19 protein-coding genes are annotated in these 19,927 nt (G+C 71.5%); 11 read left to right on the forward strand and 8 right to left on the reverse strand.

The genetic code is table 11. The annotated features are described in order from the left end of the window. Positions 1–8: 8 nt before the first annotated feature. From ACNKF0_RS11400 to ACNKF0_RS11415, 4 genes are read right to left on the reverse strand one after another with little or no spacing between them, the layout of a single operon-like run. Complete coding sequence (locus ACNKF0_RS11400; RefSeq protein WP_299928568.1) at positions 9–1,664, reverse strand: AbgT family transporter; 1,656 nt, start codon at positions 1,662–1,664, stop codon at positions 9–11. Further along, the gene (locus ACNKF0_RS11405) at positions 1,661–3,175 is read right to left on the reverse strand and encodes a leucyl aminopeptidase family protein (RefSeq protein ID WP_416952208.1); all 1,515 of its coding nucleotides are present in this window, start codon (positions 3,173–3,175) and stop codon (positions 1,661–1,663) included. Before ACNKF0_RS11405 ends, ACNKF0_RS11400 begins: the two co-directional genes overlap by 4 nt. 40 nt (positions 3,176–3,215) lie before the next feature. Beyond that, positions 3,216–4,244 (reverse strand): glutaminase A, encoded by a 1,029-nt coding sequence (glsA, locus tag ACNKF0_RS11410; RefSeq protein WP_416952210.1) that lies wholly within the window; start codon positions 4,242–4,244, stop codon positions 3,216–3,218. After that, positions 4,241–5,308 (reverse strand): hypothetical protein, encoded by a 1,068-nt coding sequence (locus tag ACNKF0_RS11415; RefSeq protein ID WP_416952212.1) that lies wholly within the window; start codon positions 5,306–5,308, stop codon positions 4,241–4,243. The genes glsA and ACNKF0_RS11415 overlap by 4 nt, the downstream gene beginning before the upstream one ends. A gap of 198 nt (positions 5,309–5,506) precedes the next feature. Here ACNKF0_RS11415 and ACNKF0_RS11420 point away from each other — a divergent pair, with 198 nt between their 5' ends. Further along, entirely contained in the window at positions 5,507–5,998 is a 492-nt protein-coding gene (locus tag ACNKF0_RS11420) for a DUF1269 domain-containing protein (protein WP_299928556.1), read from the forward strand. Between the two features lie 22 nt (positions 5,999–6,020). Here ACNKF0_RS11420 and ACNKF0_RS11425 read toward each other — a convergent pair whose 3' ends face one another. Together ACNKF0_RS11425 and ACNKF0_RS11430 are read right to left on the reverse strand one after the other, a co-directional pair. Continuing rightward, positions 6,021–8,675: a LuxR C-terminal-related transcriptional regulator gene (locus ACNKF0_RS11425; protein WP_416952214.1), complete on the reverse strand. Its 2,655-nt coding sequence runs from the start codon at positions 8,673–8,675 to the stop codon at positions 6,021–6,023. 118 nt (positions 8,676–8,793) lie between these two features. After that, positions 8,794–9,015, reverse strand: coding sequence for a hypothetical protein (locus ACNKF0_RS11430; RefSeq protein ID WP_416952216.1), 222 nt, complete (start codon positions 9,013–9,015; stop codon positions 8,794–8,796). A gap of 171 nt (positions 9,016–9,186) precedes the next feature. Here ACNKF0_RS11430 and ACNKF0_RS11435 point away from each other — a divergent pair, with 171 nt between their 5' ends. Both ACNKF0_RS11435 and ACNKF0_RS11440 read left to right on the forward strand, forming a co-directional pair. Then, positions 9,187–9,618, forward strand: coding sequence for a hypothetical protein (locus ACNKF0_RS11435; RefSeq protein WP_416952218.1), 432 nt, complete (start codon positions 9,187–9,189; stop codon positions 9,616–9,618). Positions 9,619–9,628: 10 nt separating this feature from the next. Next, the gene (locus tag ACNKF0_RS11440) at positions 9,629–10,333 is read left to right on the forward strand and encodes an HAD family hydrolase (RefSeq protein ID WP_416952220.1); all 705 of its coding nucleotides are present in this window, start codon (positions 9,629–9,631) and stop codon (positions 10,331–10,333) included. 45 nt (positions 10,334–10,378) lie between these two features. Here ACNKF0_RS11440 and ACNKF0_RS11445 read toward each other — a convergent pair whose 3' ends face one another. Beyond that, positions 10,379–11,281 carry a PD-(D/E)XK nuclease family protein gene (locus ACNKF0_RS11445; protein ID WP_416952222.1) on the reverse strand — a complete coding sequence of 301 codons (903 nt, stop codon included), beginning with the start codon at positions 11,279–11,281 and terminating at the stop codon, positions 10,379–10,381. Between the two features lie 82 nt (positions 11,282–11,363). Between ACNKF0_RS11445 and ACNKF0_RS11450 the strand changes: the two genes are divergently transcribed. From ACNKF0_RS11450 to ACNKF0_RS11470, 5 genes are all read left to right on the forward strand, one after another. After that, complete coding sequence (locus tag ACNKF0_RS11450; RefSeq protein WP_416952224.1) at positions 11,364–12,533, forward strand: M50 family metallopeptidase; 1,170 nt, start codon at positions 11,364–11,366, stop codon at positions 12,531–12,533. A gap of 35 nt (positions 12,534–12,568) precedes the next feature. Continuing rightward, on the forward strand, positions 12,569–13,540 hold the full coding sequence (locus ACNKF0_RS11455) for a tRNA (adenine-N1)-methyltransferase (RefSeq protein WP_299928522.1): 972 nt from the start codon (positions 12,569–12,571) through the stop codon (positions 13,538–13,540). After that, positions 13,537–14,076: a GrpB family protein gene (locus tag ACNKF0_RS11460; protein WP_416952226.1), complete on the forward strand. Its 540-nt coding sequence runs from the start codon at positions 13,537–13,539 to the stop codon at positions 14,074–14,076. Before ACNKF0_RS11455 ends, ACNKF0_RS11460 begins: the two co-directional genes overlap by 4 nt. A gap of 138 nt (positions 14,077–14,214) precedes the next feature. Then, on the forward strand, positions 14,215–15,960 hold the full coding sequence (arc, locus tag ACNKF0_RS11465; RefSeq protein ID WP_416952229.1) for a proteasome ATPase: 1,746 nt from the start codon (positions 14,215–14,217) through the stop codon (positions 15,958–15,960). A gap of 17 nt (positions 15,961–15,977) precedes the next feature. Then, complete coding sequence (locus ACNKF0_RS11470) at positions 15,978–16,343, forward strand: hypothetical protein (RefSeq protein WP_416952231.1); 366 nt, start codon at positions 15,978–15,980, stop codon at positions 16,341–16,343. 166 nt (positions 16,344–16,509) lie between these two features. Here ACNKF0_RS11470 and ACNKF0_RS11475 read toward each other — a convergent pair whose 3' ends face one another. Then, entirely contained in the window at positions 16,510–17,133 is a 624-nt protein-coding gene (locus ACNKF0_RS11475) for a class I SAM-dependent methyltransferase (RefSeq protein WP_416952233.1), read from the reverse strand. 3 nt (positions 17,134–17,136) lie between these two features. Between ACNKF0_RS11475 and dop the strand changes: the two genes are divergently transcribed. The 3 genes from dop to prcB all read left to right on the forward strand — a co-directional run bounded on the left by dop (position 17,137) and on the right by prcB (position 19,919). Beyond that, entirely contained in the window at positions 17,137–18,657 is a 1,521-nt protein-coding gene (gene dop / locus ACNKF0_RS11480; protein WP_299928506.1) for a depupylase/deamidase Dop, read from the forward strand. A gap of 228 nt (positions 18,658–18,885) precedes the next feature. Next, complete coding sequence (locus tag ACNKF0_RS11485) at positions 18,886–19,083, forward strand: ubiquitin-like protein Pup (protein ID WP_129453979.1); 198 nt, start codon at positions 18,886–18,888, stop codon at positions 19,081–19,083. A gap of 5 nt (positions 19,084–19,088) precedes the next feature. Beyond that, positions 19,089–19,919, forward strand: coding sequence for a proteasome subunit beta (gene prcB / locus ACNKF0_RS11490; protein WP_416952236.1), 831 nt, complete (start codon positions 19,089–19,091; stop codon positions 19,917–19,919). Positions 19,920–19,927 lie beyond the last annotated feature (8 nt).

The raw sequence follows: 19,927 nt of genomic DNA on the forward strand, positions 1-19,927 counted from the left end.
CCGCAGCCCTAGTCGAGCTGGACCGGCGAGCCGGGGCCCCAGGGGATCTCGAGCAGGTACCAGCCGGTGAACAGCAGCGTCCAGGTGACCAGCACGACGACGGTGTAGGGGATCATCAACGAGATGACGGTGCCCATGCCTGCCGATGCGCGGTAGCGCTGGCAGACCAGGATGATGAACGGCAGGTAGACCATCAGGGGCGTGATCACGTTGACCGGGCCGTCTCCCACGCGGTATGCCGCGACCAGGGTCTGCGGCGCGATCCCCAGGTTGTAGAAGAGCGGGATGAAGATGGGCGCGATGATCGCCCACTTGGGGATGACGCCCGGCATGATCATGTCGATCACGACGACCAGCAGGATGAAGCCGATCAGCAGCGGCAGCGCCCCGATGTCGGCCTGGCCGAGCAGGTCCGCGAGCTGGGTCGCGACCACGTTGGAGATGTTGGAGTAGTTGAAGAACGCGATGAACTGCGCGATCAGCAGCATCAGGAAGATCAGCCCGCCCAGGCCGTTGAAGGTCTTGATGATCGCGTTGATGACGTTGGTGGCACCGGTCAGGCTGCCCGACCCGGAGCCGTACCCCAGCCCGGCCGCGAGGAAGAGCATCGAGATGATGAAGAGCAGGCTGCTCATGAACGGGGAGTTGCCGAAGATCTCGCCGGTCTCCGGGTTGCGCAGGGGGGCGTTGGGCAGGAAGGTCAGCGCCGAGATGATCGCGATCGCGACCAGGCTGTAGATCCCGGCCATCCGCAGCCCGCGGGACTCGTGCGACAGCTCGTCCCCGGTGGGGACGTGGTCCACCGGCGCGTCGGCCGGACGTTCCGACGGGTCCCACCTCCCGGCGCGGGGCTCGATGTAGCGCTCGGTGAGGACCGTCATGACGGCCGCGGTGAAGAGGGTCGAGACGACGGCGAAGTAGAAGTTGTGGGTGACGTTGAGCGGCGCGGCATCCGGCGCCACGCCGGCCATGATCTCGTTGGTGACCTCGGTGATGATCCCGTCCGCCGGCGTGATCAGGACGTTGACGAAGAACGAGGCGCTGACACCGGCGTACGCCGCGGCGATGCCGACGAGCGGGTTGCGCCCCAGGCTGGCGAATGCCGCGGCCCCCAGGGGGATGAGCACGAGGTAGCCGGCATCCGAGGCGACGCTCGAGATCCCGCCGAGCAGCACGATGATGAAGGTGATCGCCCCCGCCGGTGCGACCTGGACCATCTTGCGGATCAGCGCCGCGATGAGTCCGGCCTCCTCGGCCACGCCGACGCCGATCATGGCGACGAGGATGACCGCGACGACGCCGAAGTCGTTGAAGTTCTGCACCGCGGTGGTGAAGATGTAGCGGATCCCGTCACCGGACAGGAGGCTCTCGACCTCGATCGTCTCGGTACGGACGGTGTACTCCGGGATCGCCACCTCGGGGTCGTGCTCGAGCGACGGGTAGGACGTGCCGCCGTTGTACTCCTGGCTGACCGGGGTGTCCTCCGGCTCGGCCACCTCGGTCGTCACGCTCACGTCGGCCCAGGCGAGGACCGCCGACAGCACGATCACCCCGACGATCAGGGCGAGGAAGATGATGGCCGGGTGCGGCACCTTGTTGCCGACCCGCTCGATCCAGCCGAGGAACCCCCCGGAGGACTGCTCCGCAGCGGCCGAGGCGCTCACGGCCCGGTCCGGGGTGACTCGAAGCGGGTCGCCAGCTCGACGAGCAGCCTCGCGCCGAACCCGCTCGCACCCTTGTTGCGCCACGTGCGCTCCGTCGGCTGCTGGGCCGTGCTGGCGATGTCGACGTGCGCCCACGGGATGCCGTCGGTGAACTCCTCGAGGAACAGCGCCGCCGTGATCGACCCGGCGTTCGGGCCACCCATGTTGGTCATGTCGGCGACCTGGGAGTCGAGCTGTGAGCGGTAGCCGCGGTGCAGCGGCAGCTCCCACACCGGCTCGTCGGCGACGTCACCCGCGCAACGCACCTGCTCGACGAGTCCGGGATCGCTGCCCATGACGCCGGCGATGTCCACGCCGAACGTGCGCAGGCACGCCCCGGTGAGCGTCGCCACGTCCACCACGGCGTCGACGCCGTCCTCCACCGCGAGGCACAGCCCGTCGGCCATCACCAGCCGTCCCTCGGCATCGGTGTTGAGCACCTCGACCGTGGTGCCGTTGCGCATGTGCAGCACGTCGCCGAGCTTCATCGCCGAGCCCGACGGCATGTTGTCGGTGCAGCAGAGGTAGGCGGTGACCGCGCTCGTGCACCCGAGGTCGCGCAGGGCGGTCATCGCTCCCAGGATGGCGGCCGCGCCCGTCATGTCGTTCTTCATCTGGGCGTGCGACTCGTCGCTCGGCTTCAGGCTGATGCCGCCGGAGTCGTACATGATCCCCTTGCCGACCAGGCCCAGGTGCCCGGTGGGGGAGTCCGGCCGGTAGGAGACCTTGATCAGCCGCGGCTCGTCGACGCTGCCCCGGTTGACGCCGAGGATGCCGCCGCATCCCATCTCCTCGAGCTGCTGGCGGTCGAAGAGCTCGACCTCCAGGCCGGCGAGCGGCGCGACCTCCTCGGCCACCTGGCCCATGCGCTCGGCCGAGAGCGTCGCGGCCGGGCAGTTGGACAGGTCCCGACTGATCGCGGCCGCCCGTGCGGTGACCTCCCCCCGCGTCGCACCGGCGCGTGCCTGCTCGACCAGCCCGGGCGGGACGACGAGCGTCAGGCGGGTGAGCCTCGGCTCGTCCTTGCCGGCACCGAGGAAGAAGCGCCACCGGGCCAGCAGCACGCCCTCCACCACGGCCTGGGCGAAGTCGTCGGGGGAGAGGGGGAGGTCGGTCCCCGGCAGCTCCACGGCGAGCGTCGTGTGGCGTGGAACCGCCCGCGCAAAGGTCGCGGCCAGGTCGCGGACCAGGCTGGCGTCCACGGAAGGGGCCTCACCCACGCCCAGCGCCACCAGCGCCCGCCCGCCGGGATCCGGCAGCACGACCACCTCGTTCGGCGCGCCGGAGAAACCCAGCACGGCGAGCTGGGACGTGTCGGTGTGCAGGTCGCTCGGCGGTGGTTCGCCGGCGACGACCGGGACGGCCAGGGCCGCCGCGTCGGCGACCGGAGGCAGCGAGTCGGTGACCAGCACCTCGGGAGGCCGGCGCAGCGACGGGACGGGGTCGATCTCGCGCGTCGCTCGGCTGCTCACGGTGGACCTCCTGGCGGGGCTGGGCGTCCGTCGAGGATGGTCAGGTGCCCGAGGCCGACGGCTCCCCCGAAACGGGCGATTCAGGGGATGACGGCGCCGCCTCGGAGGCGAGGATGTCGAGTCCGAGCCGGCGGGCGAGGTGCCTGGTCGCGAGCTGCCCCCGCACGCTGTTGCCGGCGCCGTCGAGGAGCGGGGAGAAGGTGGCGAGGGCGCCCTTGCCCGGGGACACCGTGACGAGCCCCCCGGCGATGCCGCTCTTGCCGGGCATGCCGACGTCGAACAACCAGTCGCCGGACGTCTCGTACATGCCCGCGATCGTCATCACCGCCAGCGTGGCGTGGGCGGTCTCGGGGTCGACGACGCGTCGCCCGGTGAGGGGGTTGGTGCCACCGTCGGCGAGGGTCGCTCCCATGACCGCCAGGTCGGTGGTCGTCACCGACAGGCAGCTCTGCCGGGTGTAGACCTCGACGGCGTCCATGGCCTGCCCGTCCAGGGCGCCGGCAGCGGCCAGCATGTTGGCCAGCGCCCGGTTGCGGTGGTTGGTCGCGCGCGCCGAGCGGAGGACGTCCTCGTCCAGCTCGAGCCGGCGTCCGGCGAACTGCGAGAGCGCGTCGCGCAGTGCCTCCCACCGCTCCTCGACCCCCCGGCCGGTGACGAGGCTCGTGGTCGCGATGGCGCCCGCGTTGACCATGGGGTTGGTGCGGCCGTGCGGGTCGCGCTCGAGCGGGACGGTGGAGTCGAAGGCCATCCCGGTGGCGTTGACGCCCACCAGGCGTCGTACCCGCTCGACCCCGTGGAGCTCGCAGGCCAGGGCGAAGACGAACGGCTTGGCGACACTCATGATCGAGAAGGAGTGCGCGGCGTCCCCGGCGGTGGCCACGGCGCCGGTCACCGCGACGAGGGCCAGGCCGAACCGGTGCGGCTCGGCGGCGACGAGCGCGGGGTAGACCGTGGAGACCGCCCCGTCCGGGACGGCTCGGAACAGCTCGTACGCCTCGTCGAGGCAGGCCTGGGTCGTCTCGCGGGCCGGCAGCAGCCCGGTCGAGACGTGGCGCGGTTCCTCGCTCACGTCGACGACCTCCCGTCGTGGGGACCGTCCGCGACGGCGGAGCGTTCGGCCCGCGGCGGCACCAGCCCGAGGCGCCACGCCACGAGCATGAAGGCGCCCAGGACGATCGGCCCGCCGAGGGTGACGGTGCGCCACACCACGAGGCCGGCCACGGCAGCTGCCTCGACACCTTCCCCGCCGAGGTCCACGAACTCGGCGAGGAGGAGCCCGTCGACGATCCCCAGGCCCATGAAGGGGAACAGGGTGAAGGGGTAGACCAGGCAGAAGGTGACGTAGACGTCCAGGGCGGGCACCGACGCCGCCTCGACACCCACGAAGCGCAGCGCGAGGACGACGATGCTGGCGTCGACGAGCACCATCGCGACCAGGCCGAGCATCGACACGGCGAGGTGGGACCGGAAGCCGGACGCGGCGTGGTGCCGGAAGGTGACGGCCCAGCGGCCCCACTCCTCGGGGTCCGTCGACCGGCGGACGCGCGCGGCGACGCGACCCGCAGCCTCGCCGACCCGGGCAGCGGTCGAGTCGTGACGTACGGCGGCCAGCGCGAGGACCAGGATCGTGACGGCCACCAGGCTGCTCAGCAGCACGCTCCCGATCGGTCCCACCTCCCACCGGGTCGCCACGAGGAGCATCGTCCCCACGATCGGCACGGCGAAGCGGACCGTGTAGAAGGCGACCATGTTCGCCACCGTGCCGGCGAGGGCGACGGCGTGCGGGACGCCCCACGACGCGAACATCTTCAGCCGCAGCACGAGGTCGCCGGGCGGCGGCGCGACGACGGCGAGCAGGTGCGCGGCGAGGTCGTTGACGAGCGCCCGCACCATCCCGATGCCCGGGATGAAGAGGGCAAGGGGGAGCGCGTTGAGGGTGTTGCGCACCACCAGCAGCCCGGCGAGGACGCCGAGCTCCTTCCAGGACAGCTTGCCGAGCGACGAGCGCACGGCACCCCAGTCGATGTCGCCCACGAAGCGCAATGCCAACCAGATCACGACGACGCACAGCGCGACCGTCAGGAGCCTGCGACCGACCGGCCCCCTCGACCGTGCGGGCAGAGAGTCGGTCACGCAGGCCCTCCGTCCCTCGCCGGTCGTCTCGCCGGGCACACGCCACCGTGACGCCGCCGGCGCCGCTGAGCACCCCCTGAATCGGGTGAGAGGTCCGTACGTCGACCAGCTGCCCGCCAGTCACCCGGATCGGGGGAGCCCCTGCCCGCCGCCGCGCACGCAGCATCGTCGTACGCCATCGACGAAAGGGATCGACCCATGGGAACGCTGACGGTCTGGAAGTTCGACACCGCCTCGGGCGCCGACGACGCCACGGAGACGCTGCGTGAGCTCTCCGCACAGCACCTGATCACCATCCACGACGCAGCCACCGTCCGGTGGGACGAGGGGAAGAAGAAGCCGAAGACGAGGCAGCTGGCCAACCTGGCCGGTGCGGGTGCCCTGGGTGGCGCGTTCTGGGGCATGCTGTTCGGCCTGATCTTCTTCGTGCCGCTGCTCGGAGCCGCCATCGGCGCGGCATCGGGGGCACTGGCCGGGTCGCTGAGGGACGTCGGCATCGACGACGGCTTCATCAACCGGGTCCGCGACGAGGTGACGCCCGGGACCTCGGCGCTGTTCGTGATGAGCTCCGACGCCGTGGTGGACAAGGTCAAGGACGCCTTCTCCTCGCACCGGCCCGAGCTGATCTTCACCAACCTGAGCACCGAGCAGGAGAACGCCATCCGCGAGGTCTTCGCCGAGGAGGCGTGACGTCGCCGGCGGTGCGGTCGGATCAGAGCAGCTGCAGCCGGCGGGCGACGGAGAGTGCCTCGCTCCGCCGGCTCGCTCCGAGCTTGCTGTAGAGGCTGGACACGTGGGTCTTGACGGTGTTCTCGGAGACGAACAGGCCGTCGGCGATGTCGGCGTAGGTCGCGCCCCGCGCGAGCTCGCGCAGCACGTCGCGCTCGCGCGGGCTCAGGTGCGTGGTGACGGGCGGATCGGCGGCTGACGAGCGCTCCCGGCTCATGGCCGTGGACGGCGCGAGGGCGGCGGTGATGTCGGCGTGCGCCCCGGTCAGGTCGCGGAGGGTCGCCAACCAGGTCGCGGGACCGGCTCCCTCCAGCTCGACGAGCAACGTGTGGACCGGCGTGCCGTGGCGGGTCCAGCCGAGGAAGGGCACGTAGTTGCCCCTGGTCTCCGTCGCCCGGACGGCTTCGAGCACCACCTCGCGGGCCGACTCGTGGTCGCCGAGGGCGTGGAGGAGCTGACCGCGACACACGAGCGCCAGGGCGCGGCACGGCGGCTGGTCGAGGACCCGGTGCTCCACAGCAGCGGCGAAGTGCTCGACCGCGGTGCGCACCTCACCGACGAGGTCGGCCTCGACGCCACGCAGCAGCTCGGCCTCTCCGGGCGAGCCGAGGTCGTGGAGCTCGTCGCCGAGGCTCCTGAGGGTCGCCCGGTCGTCGGACAGGGACGCGAGGAAGGCCCGCTCGATGAGCACGGTGGCGCGGAGGTGGTGGGGGAGACCGGGGACGTCCATGATCGCCTGGAGGGTCTGCTCGGCACGGATCACCGAGCCTCGCGCCAGGTGCACGCGCGCGTCGTGGACCTGCTGCCAGAACCGCGTGGTCGTGTCGGCCGGGTGGAGCGCGGCCGGGGCCCGCCCCTCGATCGGTCGTCCGGGATCGGCTGCGAGCGGCACCGTCGACATCGCGGCCAGTCGACCGTAGAGCTCGGCCCGGTGGCGGGTCACCGGGAGCACGGTGACCAGGTGCTCCATCGCGTGCAGACTGCGTGCGGCCAGTCCTTGGGCGACGTGCTCCCGCCCGCGCGTGTAGTAGAGACCCGCGAGGTGGGTGAGCGCGGCCGCGGCGTGCGCAGGCATCCCCAGCTGATCCCCGAGGCGAGCCGCGCGGAGCAGGTTGGCCTCGGCCGGGACCGCCATACCGAGCGTGAGCTGGGCGATGCCGAGCTCCGCCAGGATGTGAGGCTGCAGGTCGGACGGGGTGGCGGAGAAGGCGCTGGAGTCCACCAGCCGCTGGGTCTCCTCGACCACCCCGGTCAGGGGTGCGAAACCGGCCCGCGCGCGCATCAGGCGCGCACCCAGCACCTGTGCCCTCCACCGGGCCGTGTCCCGGTCCTCCTCGGTGCTGGATGCGAGCAGCCGGTCGATCCAGTGCATCGCCGCCACCAGGTCCCCGTGGATCCAGCGCTCGACCGCGAGGACGAACCAGCAACCGGGATGCTGGTCGACGACCTCGGGCCACCGCTGTGAGAACGCGACCACGTCCTTGCCGCGATCGCGCGCCAGGAGCCGCGTGCCCTCGGCCACCAGCTGGCGCGCCGCCGCCTCGGCGAGACCGAGGTCGACCAGGCGCGCGAAGGAGTCGTCGACGGCCCCGACGCTGGTGTCGTGCTGCACGGCACGCAGGACCGTCGATCGCGCACGCTCGACGTCCACCCCGCCGGCGCGGATGCGACGACGTACGACCTCGGCGAGGAGCGGGTGGATCCGGAAGCGGGCCTCGCCCGCTCCGGTGGCCCCCTGCGGCCCCGCGGCGTCGAGGGGGCCGCGCTCGGACCGCGTGACCAGCAGGCCGGTCGACTCGAGCCCGTCGAGGACGAGCCCGGCGCCCCGGTCCTGGGTCAGGTGCGCGGCGGTCTCCGCGGACACCTCGTGCTCGCTCGCCGTGCAGAGCAGGAGATGTCGCTCCCTCGACGTGAGCGTCGAGAACACCTCGTTCACCACCTGGTCCGCGACCGTCGTGCCACCCTGCGACATCCGGTGGACGGCGCCGTCCTGGTCCGGTGACGCTGCCACCAGCCGCGAGGCCAGCACCACGACCGCACACCAGCCCTCGGCGTGGCTGGCGATCGCCGACACGATCGCGGGCGCCGCCGCTCCGACGTGGCTCGCGATCAGCTGCGAGCTCTCGGTGCTCGTGAGGCGGAGCACGTCGCCCCGCAGCTCGGTGAGGTGGCCCAGCAGCTGCGGGGCGAGACGGGTCAGCGGCAGGTCCCACCGGCTCAGCAGCAGGACCCGGATGGACTGGGGCGCCTCGTCGAGCCGAGCGTCGATGAGCCGGACGGCCGAGGGGGGCAGGGCGTGCGCGTCGTCGACGACCAGCAGGCGCGGCGTACCGCCGTACGCGGCTGCCTCCGCGAGCGCGGCGTCGACGGCGGCGTGGTCCACGCCACGGCCCGCGTCGAGCCACACCACCGCACCGGGCGCCGTGGGTCCCCGGCCGTCGCGCAGCCAGCCCGCGACGCCGAGGGTCTTGCCTGCCCCGGCCGGTGCGACCAGCGTGACCACCGACGAGTCGCCGGCCGCGTCGAGGCGTCGCCACAGCTCCTGGCGGGCGACGTAGGTCCGCGGCAGGCGGGGAACACCCGCCTCGTCGTGCTGACCCGCGGGGCGGACCGGCCCCGTCGATGCTGGCTCACCCATGGCGTGGCGCCTCCCGCAGCAGCGTGCGTGGACATCGTGCCGATCGCCCTCGCACCCTCCCAAGCGCTGAAAACCGGCGACCGCAGGTGGTCCGCGCACCCCACCCGTTCGGGTGAGGTCACTGGGAGCGTAGACCAGCGGACTCCGGCACCGTCAACACGTCCACGACCTCGACGCCGAGACTGACGAGGAGGCTGATGACGCCCTGGAGCTCCTCCTGGTCGGCCACCTCGCCCGACAGCACGGTCTGCGGACGCTGCGGGACCGCGACGAGGTGCGGGAACGCCGTGAGGGCGTCCGGCGACAGCTCGGCATCGACACGGATCATCATCCTCGCCACCGGTTTCCTCCTCGCACGGACCGGACCGGACGCGCGCCCCGGAGGCAGTCCACCTCCAGGGACCCGGGAGCGGGTGGTCCTGGTGCCCCGCACGCTACGGGCGGGCGCTCCCCACGGCCTCCCACATATCGGGGGAGGTCGCCGGACCCCGCTCCCGGATAGGAGGGTGGGGTGGCTCCACGACCCGTGCGCGACCGGCTGCGCGCACGCCCGGCGGATCTCGTCGACGTCTTCGTCTACGTCGTCGTCCTCAACCTGGCCGTGGAGTACGTGCCGGCCGTGATCAGCGAGGGGTTCACGCTGTCCCTCCTCACGGCCGTGGTGCTCAAGCTGTCGCTCGAGGTGGTCATCTGGCTCAAGGGCCATGTCGTGCGCGGTCTGCGTGGCGCCAGCAGGTGGCCGGTGAGGCTGGCCCTCGGCGTCACCCTGTGGGTCGTGGCGGCCGGGAGCAAGTTCGTCGTCCTGCTCCTGATCGACCTCGTGTTCGGGGACGCGGTCAGCCTGGGCGGATTCTTCTCGGTGACGCTCCTCATCGTCTGCCTCCTGCTCGCGCGGTCCGGCGTGCGGAGCCTGCTGGACACCGGGCCGGACCCCTCTCGATAGGGTCAGGCACGTGACCTCTCCGGTGCCGCCGTCCCTGCCAGCCGCGGTCCTGTGGGACATGGACGGCACCCTCGTCGACACCGAGCCCTACTGGATCGCCACCGAGTTCGCGATGGCGGAGAAGTACGGCGGCACCTGGTCGCAGGAGCGCGCCCTCAACCTCGTCGGCAACGCCCTGCTCGAGTCCGGTGACTACATCCGCGTCCACATGGGCATCGACCGCACGCCGCAGCAGATCGTCGACGAGCTGCTCGACGGCGTGGTCGCCCGCGTCGAGGTCGAGGTGCCGTGGCGCCCCGGCGCCCGTGAGCTGCTCACCCACCTGCACCAGGCGGGGGTGCCCTGTGCGCTGGTGACCATGTCGTGGCAGCGCTTCGTCGACCCCATCCTGGCGCAGCTCCCCGAGGGGGCGTTCGCGTCCGTCGTGACCGGTGACCGCGTCGAGCTGGGCAAGCCACACCCCGAGCCCTACCTCACCGCAGCCGCCGAGCTGGGCCACGACCCGGCCGACTGCCTCGCGATCGAGGACTCCAACACCGGCGCCACGTCGGCCGTCGCCGCCGGCTGCACCGTCCTGTGCGTGCCCAACCACGTGCCGATCCTCGAGGGGGAGCGGCGCGTCTTCGCCGACACGCTCGAGGGCCTCGACGCTGCCGGCCTGGCACGCCTCGTGGGCGGCCGCGCCGCCCAGGACGTCGGCGCCGTACACCCATGACCGGATCGTGACCGTGTCGGTGTGGCCCGGCTCACGTTCACCGGTCTAGGGGTGCTGGGACGAGCCTGACCGGGGCGCCGGATCGGGCAGCGGTGGGATCGTGCCGCCCTTGGTCGGGCAGTGCTGGTGGAAGGAGCACCAGTCGCACAGGCGCGAGGGGCTCGGGCGCCAGTCGCCGGTCTCGCGCGCGAGCTCGATGGCACGCCACACGGCCTCGACCTTGCGCTCGGTGGCGCGGAGGTCGTCCTCGTCAGGCTCGTAGCGGAGGATCTCGCCGTTGCCGAGGTAGACCAGCTGGAGCACCGACGGCACGACGCCGCGCAGGCGCCAGAGGACGAGCGCGTAGAACTTCATCTGGAAGAGCGCCTTGGCCTCGTAGCCCACACCCGGGGCCTTGCCGCTCTTGTAGTCGACCACCCTGATCCGCCCGTCGGGCGCGACGTCGACCCGGTCGACGAACCCCCGCAGCAGGAGCTTGGACTCGAGCAGCGCCTCGACGTAGAGCTCGCGCTCGGCCGGCTCGAGCCGGCGCGGGTCCTCGAGGTCGAAGTAGCGGTCGAGGACGGTGCGGCACGAGGCGAGCCACGCGGCGAGGTCGGGACCCTCGTCGCCGAACATCTCGGCCAGGGCCGGCTCGGTCTCGAGCAGCCCCTCCCAGGTGGGCACGAGCATGTCGCGGGCGCGCTGCGGCGTGCGGTCGACGGCCGGCGCGTCGAAGAGGTCCTCCAGCACCTTGTGCACCACCGTGCCGCGGACGGCGTCGGGTGACGGCGGCTCGGGCAGTCGGTCGATCGTGCGGAAGCGGTACATCAGGGGGCAGGCCATGAAGTCACCGGCACGGCTCGGGGAGATCGCCCCCAGCACGTCGACGCCGTCCACCGCCGTCGAGACCCGCTCAGCGGGGGACTCGGGCGGTGCGGGAACGGGTGCGGGAAGGGAGGTCGTCATGGCGCGGTTCACCCTAGGCGAGGCGTACGACAGCGCCTCGGCCCACGCCGTCGCCGTCGGGACCCTTGGCTAGGCTTGGCAGGTGGCCGACCCGACCGATCCAGCCGATGCCGACGGACCGCGTCGGTCGGCGCCGCGCGCCCGGGGGACGATCCGGATCGGGTCGATCGTCGGCATCGACGTGCTCATCACCACCTCGTGGTTCGTCGTCGCCGCCCTGATCTCGCTGATCTTCGGTCCGCGCATCGAGGCCGCACAGCCGGGTCTCGGGTTCTGGAAGTACGTCGCCGGCTTCGCCTTCGCCGTCGTGCTCTACCTGTCGGTGCTGCTCCACGAGGCCTCGCACGCCGTCGTCGCCAAGCGGCTCGGCTACGGCGTCAACTCGATCACGCTGCACTTCCTCGGCGGCATGACGGAGGTCGACGGGCAGTCCAAGCGACCGCGGCACGAGTTCTGGATCGCCGTCGTCGGCCCGCTCACCTCGATCGCGGTCGGTGCTGCAGCCGGTGCCGTGGCCTACGTGATGTCCGACGGTCTCGTCCGCGAGGCGATGATCCTCCTGGCCGGGGCCAACCTGCTCATCGGCGTGCTCAACCTCGTCCCGGGCCTGCCGCTCGACGGCGGACGCGTGCTCAAGGCGCTGGTCTGGGGCGCCTCCGGCGACCAGCACCGCGGCAGCATCGTCGCCGGCTGGGGCGGCCGGATCACCGCCCTGGCGCTGCTCGCCTGGCCGCTCGTCCAGGAGCGCGTCATCGGCGAGCCGCCGACGATCCTCGACCTCGTCCTCGTCTTCATCCTCGGGCTGTTCCTGTGGAGCGGGGCGACGGCGGCGATGGCCCACGCCAGGCTCCGGCAACGGCTCCCCACCCTGGTCGCGCGGCCCCTCGCCCGGCGTACGCTCACCGTCCCCGAGGACCTGCCGCTGGCCGAGGCCGTACGCCGCGCGCAGGAGGCACAGGCCGGCAGCATCGTCACCGTGACCCCCGACGGCACTCCTGTGGGCATCGTCAGCGAGGCGGCCGTGACCGCCATGCCGGCGGAGCGTCGTCCGTGGGTGGCCGTCTCGGCGGTCGCGCGCACGATGGAGGAGGGTCTGACGCTGCCCGCCACGGTCGCGGGGGAGGACCTCATCCTCGCCATCAGCCGACGTCCGGCGGAGGAGTACCTCCTGGTCGAGGCCGACGGCCGGATCTACGGCGTCCTGTCGACCGCTGACGTCGACCGGGCCTTCCGCGACAACGCTCGCCGCTGAGGGAAATCGCGGGTCGCGATACTAGGGTTCGCGCCATGTCCGAGCCTTCTCCCGACGTCCCCGCCGAGGCCTGGTCCGGCGTCCACCGCGGCCCCCTGCGTGAGGGCGAGTGGGTCCGCCTGGTCGACAACAAGGGGCGCAAGCACAACTTCGAGCTCGTCGCGGGCAAGCGGTTCTTCTCCAACAAGGGTCACCTCGACCACGACGACATGATCGGCCGCGAGGAGGGCTTCACGCTCGTCTCCTCGGCGGGCGGCCAGTACCTCGTCTTCCGGCCGCTGCTCAACGAGTTCGTGGTCTCCATGCCGCGCGGAGCGGCCGTGGTCTACCCGAAGGATGCCGCCCAGATCGTGGCGCTGGCCGACATCTACCCCGGTGCACGGGTCGTCGAGGCCGGTGCCGGCTCGGGTGCGCTGACCTGCTCGCTGCTGCGCGCCGTCGGCCCGTGGGGCCGGGTGACCTCTTTCGAGCTCCGTGAGGAGTTCGCGGACGTCGCCCGGCGCAACGTGCACCAGTTCTTCTCCGCCCCCGAGGGCCAGACCCACCCGGCCTGGGACCTGCGGCTCGGCGACCTCAAGGAGGGCCTGCCCGCGCTCGAGGGTCAGGTCGATCGCGTCATCCTCGACATGCTGGACCCGTGGAACTGCATCGACGCGGTCGCCGACGCGCTCGTGCCCGGCGGCATCGTCTGCGCCTACGTCGCCACCACGACGCAGCTGTCCCGGGTCGTGGAGACCCTGCGGGTGCACGGCGGCTTCACCGAGCCCCAGCCGTGGGAGTCGCTGGTGCGCGACTGGCACGTCGAGGGCCTCGCGGTGCGCCCGGGCCACAAGATGATCGGCCACACCGCCTTCCTCGTCACCGCGCGGCGGATGGCGCCGGGGGAGAAGCCGCCGCGCAAGACCCGACGCCCCGCTCCCGGCGCCTACGGTCCCGACTACACGGGCCCCCGCCCGGCCGACGTACCTGCACCGGAGCCCGCCGAGCTCGACCAGACCGACGGGTGAGCATCGAGGTCGTCGACTGGTCCCCGCGCTGGGCCGAGCAGTTCGACGAGGTGGCGACCGTGCTGCGCACCGCGCTCGCCGACGTGGCCTCGGCCAGGGTCGAGCACGTCGGCTCGACGTCGGTGCCGGGGCTGGCGGCCAAGCCGGTCCTCGACGTCGACGTCATCGTCGACGCGCACGACGTCCCCCAGGCGATCGCGGCCCTGGAGGGGGTCGGCTACGTCCATCGTGGCGACCTCGGGGTCACCGGTCGGGAGGCGTTCCACGCCCCCGACGGGCCGCGACGCAACGTCTACGTGTGCGTGGCCGGCACCGCGAACGTGCGCAACCACCTCGCCGTACGGGACGTGCTGAGGTCGCGCGACGACCTGCGTGAGGCGTACGCCGCGGTGAAGCGCGCGCTGGCGGCCGACCCCGCCATGGACATCGACACCTACCTCGCCGGGAAGTCCGCGGTGCTGCAGCAGGTGCTCGAGGCGTCGGGCGAGCTCACCCAGGCCGAGCTCGACGCGATCCGGCGGCTCAACGGCGCCTGACGCGGGACGTGGCCCGGGACATGGCGCGGGACATGGCGCGGAGCCGACGCCAGAGTTGCGAAACGGTGACCAACACAGCGAGATATCCACTTCCGTCCCATGGATCCATGAGTAGTGTCATGTGGCAGGAGGTGCGAGATGTCTGAGCCGACACGTGAGCAACTTGCCACCCAGGTGCGCTACCTGGAGGCCGAGGTCACCGACCTGCGCCGCCGTCTCGAGGACCTGCCCGGTCAGTCGCGGGGGCTGGAGACCCGCCTGGCCGACGCGCAACGATCCCTCGCTGCCGTCTCGAGCCAGAACGAGCGGCTCGCCCAGACGCTGCGCGACGCCCGTGACCAGATCACGACGCTCAAGGAGGAGGTCGACCGCCTGGCGCAGCCGCCGGCCGGGTTCGGCACGTTCCTCGGGCGCAACGACGACGACTCCGTCGACGTCTTCACCGGCGGTCGCAAGCTGCGCGTCAGCGTGAGCCCGGCCGTGGAGCTCGACGGCCTCGTCCGCGGGCAGGAGGTCATGCTCAACGAGGCGCTCAACGTGGTCGCCGCCCTCGACTTCGAGCAGGTCGGCGAGGTCGTCATGCTCAAGGAGATCCTCGCCGACGGCGAGCGGGCGCTGGTGATCGCCAACGCCGACGAGGAGCGCGTCGTACGCCTCGCGGAGCCGCTGTGCGCCGAGGACGTCACGATCCGGGCCGGCGACTCGCTGCTGCTCGACACCCGCGCCGGCTACGTCTACGAGGTCGTGCCGAAGTCGGAGGTCGAGGAGCTGGTGCTGGAGGAGGTGCCCGACATCGACTACACGCAGATCGGCGGCCTCACCACCCAGATCGACGCCATCCGCGACGCCGTCGAGCTGCCCTACCTGCACCCCGACCTGTTCAAGGACCACGAGCTGAAGCCGCCCAAGGGCGTGCTGCTCTACGGTCCGCCCGGGTGCGGCAAGACGCTGATCGCCAAGGCCGTCGCGAACTCGCTGGCCAAGAAGGTCGCCGAGCGCACCGGCGCGTCGGGGAAGTCCTACTTCCTCAACATCAAGGGCCCCGAGCTGCTCAACAAGTACGTCGGCGAGACCGAGCGCCACATCCGCCTGGTCTTCCAGCGGGCGCGCGAGAAGGCGTCGCTCGGCACCCCGGTCATCGTGTTCTTCGACGAGATGGACTCGCTCTTCCGCACGCGCGGGTCCGGCGTCTCCTCCGACGTGGAGAACACGATCGTGCCCCAGCTGCTGAGCGAGATCGACGGTGTCGAGGCGCTCGAGAACGTCCTCGTGATCGGTGCGTCCAACCGCGAGGACATGATCGACCCCGCCATCCTGCGTCCGGGTCGCCTCGACGTGAAGATCAAGATCGAGCGCCCCGACGCCGAGTCGGCGCGCGACATCTTCTCCAAGTACCTCACCCCGACCCTGCCCCTGCACGCAGAGGACCTGGCCGAGTTCGGCCAGGACCGCACTGCCACCGTCAACGCGATGATCCGCGCGACCGTGGAGCGGATGTACACCGAGTCGGAGGAGAACCGCTTCCTCGAGGTGACCTACGCCAACGGTGACAAGGAAGTCCTCTACTTCAAGGACTTCAACTCCGGCGCGATGATCCAGAACATCGTCGACCGCGCCAAGAAGATGGCGATCAAGGACTTCCTCGACAGCGACCTCAACCCGGCGCAGCGTGGACTGCGGGTCCAGCACATGCTCCAGGCGTGCGTGGACGAGTTCAAGGAGAACGAGGACCTGCCCAACACCACCAACCCCGACGACTGGGCGCGGATCTCGGGCAAGAAGGGTGAGCGCATCGTCTTCATCCGCACGCTGATCACGGGCAAGCAGGGCACCGAGCCGGGGCGGTCGATCGACACGGTCGCCAACACCGGCCAATACCTGTGACCGGACCGGAGCGCGCGATGGGACGCGAGGACGACCTCGGCCACGGCGACATCGAGGCCGCCCTCGCCGCCCGCCGCGAGCTCGGCGCCCGCTACGACGCCGAGCTCGTGGACGGCTTCGCCGAGAGGATCGAGCGGGCGGTGGAGCGGCGGGCCGCCGAACGCGGCGAGTTGCAGCAGCGTCGTACGGCTGGCACCGAGGGCGGACGAATCCGGCAGTTCGTCCTGGCCGTGATCTCGGTCGGCGTCGGGGTCCCGATCACGATCGTGCCGATGGTCGCCACGGACAACGGCCTTCCTGCCGTCATCGTGGCGTGGTTGGGCATCGCCGGCGTCAACGCCGCCCACGCCTCGGCGGTCAACGGTCCGCGCCGACACGACTGACGCGCGCGACACCCCTCCGGAGGAGTTGCCGGCACGGCTCGAGCACTAGGTTGGCCGGATGCGAACCATTCTGATCATCGTCGTCATCGTCGTCATCGTGCTGTTCCTCGCCGGGTTCCTCCGCCGCGGGCGCTGACCGCTCTCGACGCCCCGCCTGCTCGTCGCGTCAGCCGGCGACCAGCCGGTAGACGTACGTCCACGGGCGGGCGAGGGCCGGTCCGGCCAGGTACTCCTGCTCCCGGTGCTCCACGCGCCACCCCGCTGACTCCAGCAGGGCAGGCATGTCGCGCGTGAGGTGACACCCGCCGGCGACGGCGCCCCACGGAGGTTCGATGCGCCGCTGCCAGCGACGTACGGACTCCTCGGGCGCGATGCCGTGCTCGAGCGCGTGCAGCCGACCGCCCTGACGCACCACCCGCCTGGCCTCACGCAGGGCCTCCAGCGGGTCGGGGATCGTGCACAGGCTGAACGTCACCAGCGCGCTGTCGTGCGAGTCGTCCGGCAGGTCGAGACGCTGTCCGTCCAGCCCGGCGCGCTGGACGTGTACGTCGCTGCGCGAACGTCGCGGCTCGGACAGCTCCCAGCCGACGTCCGAGGGCTCGATCGCCGTCACGGACGTGACGTCCGGGGGATACCAGCGGACGTTGAGCCCGCTGCCGAAGCCGATCTCGAGCACGCGGCCGGTCAGCCCGGCGCAGGCGGCCGCGCGCAGCTCGCCCACCTCGTGCCCACGCAGCGCCCGGTCGGTCAGTCGCGGCAGCACTCGCTCGTCCCACACCCGTAGGCTCACCGCATGAGCGTACGACGCGTGATGGGCACGGAGGTCGAGTACGGCATCTCGGTGCAGGGGCAGCCGTCGGCCAACCCGATGGTCGCGTCCTCGCAGATCGTCAACGCCTATGCCAGCTCGACGGTGAAGGCCAGGCGGGCGCGGTGGGACTTCGAGGAGGAGTCCCCGCTGCGTGACGCACGCGGCTTCGACATGGCTCGCCAGGTGGCCGACCCGAGCCAGCTCACCGACGAGGACCTCGGCCTCGCCAACGTCATCCTGACCAACGGCGCGCGGCTGTACGTCGACCACGCCCATCCCGAGTACTCCTCGCCGGAGGTGACGACACCGCTCGACGTGGTCCGCTGGGAGAAGGCGGGGGAGCAGGTGATGCTCGACGCGTCGCGGATGGCGGCGCAGGTGCCCGGCAGCACGCCGATCGTGCTCTACAAGAACAACACCGACAACAAGGGCGCGTCCTACGGCGCCCACGAGAACTACCTGATGCGGCGCTCGACGCCGTTCGCCGAGATCGTGCGGCACCTCACCCCGTTCTTCGTGTCCCGGCAGGTGGTCACCGGAGCCGGACGGGTCGGCATCGGGCAGGACGGCCGCGACACCACCCCGGAGCGCGGCTTCCAGATCAGCCAGCGCGCGGACTACTTCGAGGTCGAGGTGGGTCTGGAGACGACCCTCAAGCGGCCGATCATCAACACCCGCGACGAGCCGCACGCCGACCCGGCGCTCTACCGCCGCCTTCACGTCATCCTCGGCGACGCCAACCTCGCCGAGGTCTCCATCTACCTCAAGTCTGGCACCACCGCGTTGGTGCTCGCGATGATCGAGGACGGCTTCGTCGACCGCGACCTGAGCGTCGAGGGGGCCGTCAAGGCGCTGCGCGACGTCTCGCACGACCCGACACTGCGCCACCTCGTCACCCTGCGCGACGGGCGACGGCTCACCGCCGTGCAGCTGCAGCTGGAGTACCTCGACCTGGCCCGGAAGTACGTCGAGGACCGCTACGGCGCCGACGCCGACGAGCAGACGGTCGACGTCCTCGCCCGGTGGGAGTCGGTGCTGACCCGCCTCGAGCGCGACCCGATGGAGTGCGCCACCGAGCTCGACTGGGTCGCCAAGCTCAAGCTGCTCAACCAGTACCGCGACCGCGACGACCTCGACTGGGACGACGCCAAGCTGCACCTCATCGACCTGCAGTACGCCGACGTACGTCCCGACAAGGGGCTCTACCACCGCCTCGCCGCGGCCGGCCGCATCGAGCGGCTGCTCGACGACGCCACCATCGAGGCGGCCATGCACGACCCGCCGGCAGACACTCGCGCCTACTTCCGCGGCCGGTGCCTCGACAAGTACGCCGACTCGGTCGCCGCCGCGTCGTGGGACTCGGTCATCTTCGACCTGCCCGGGCGCGAGTCGCTCCAGCGGGTGCCGACCATCGACCCGCTCCGCGGCACCAGGGCCCACGTCGGGGAGCTGATCGACCGCAGCGACTCCGCCCAGGCGCTCGTCGCCGCCATCACCCGCTGACGCGGTCGGTCCCGGGCCTGTCCGGGGACTCCCCGCTCGAGCGGGGACTCCAGCACCTGGTGGCCGTTGCAACCCCCTCGAAGTGTCGGACTTCCCCGCCAGGTCGGCTCCCGGGACCCGCGCAGCCGGGCGGGGCGCCGCGTCGATCGCTGTCCCGGGGTACGACGCGAGCCGTCCGCCCACCGCGAACCTCCTTGTGGCGTCGGTGGGAGTGGATAGGGTCGGGACATGGCCCAGGAGCAGAAGCAGCCGCGCAAGTCCTCCCAGGAGGAGACGGCGACCGAGGAGGTCGTGGAGACCGACGTCGCCGAGCGCAAGGAGATGATCGACGAGGACGTCGACGCGATTCTCGACGAGATCGACGAGGTCCTCGAGACCAACGCCGAGGACTTCGTGAAGTCGTTCATCCAGAAGGGCGGCGAGTGAGCCGCATGGGCGACTCCCGCCTGCCCACGTCGTTCATGACCCCCGGCACCTCGAGCTTCGCCGACTTCCTCGGCGCCGAGGCCCCCGACCTGCTGCCGTCGAGGCGCGCGGTCCCCACCGGCAGCGCCGGTGAGCTCGCGCCCCACGGCACCACGATCGTCGCGGCCACCTTCGAGGGCGGCGTCGTGATGGCCGGCGACCGCCGCGCCACGATGGGCAACATCATCGCCCAGCGCGACATCGAGAAGGTCTTCCCGGCCGATGAGTTCTCCGTGGTCGGCATCGCCGGCACCGCGGGGCTGGCCGTGGAGATGGTGCGGCTGTTCCAGACCGAGCTCGAGCACTACGAGAAGATCGAGGGCACCACGCTGTCGATGGACGGCAAGGCCAACCGCCTCGCCGCGCTGATCCGTGCCAACCTCGGCCTCGCGATGCAGGGCCTCGCCGTCGTCCCGCTGTTCGCCGGCTACGACCTCGCGGCCGGCCAGGGCCGGATCTTCAGCTATGACGTGACCGGCGGGCGCTACGAGGAGACGGCCTTCCACTCGGTGGGCTCGGGCTCGCTGTTCGCGCGCGGGTCGTTGAAGAAGCTCTACCGCGACGACCTCGACGCCGAGGGAGCGGTCACGGCCCTGGTGCAGGCGCTCTACGACGCCGCCGACGACGACTCGGCCACCGGAGGTCCCGACCTGACGCGTCGCATCTTCCCGGTCGTCCACGTGATCACGCCCGACGGCGGCCGGCGGCTGCCCGACGACGAGGTGTCGGCCATCGCCGACCGGATGATCGCCGCCCGGATGCAGCGACCCGACGGCCCGGTCGCCCCCCTCACCTGACGTAGGAG

Origin of the sequence: Nocardioides sp. T5 (genome assembly GCF_048161455.1) — a bacterium.
GTDB lineage: Bacteria > Actinomycetota > Actinomycetes > Propionibacteriales > Nocardioidaceae > Nocardioides.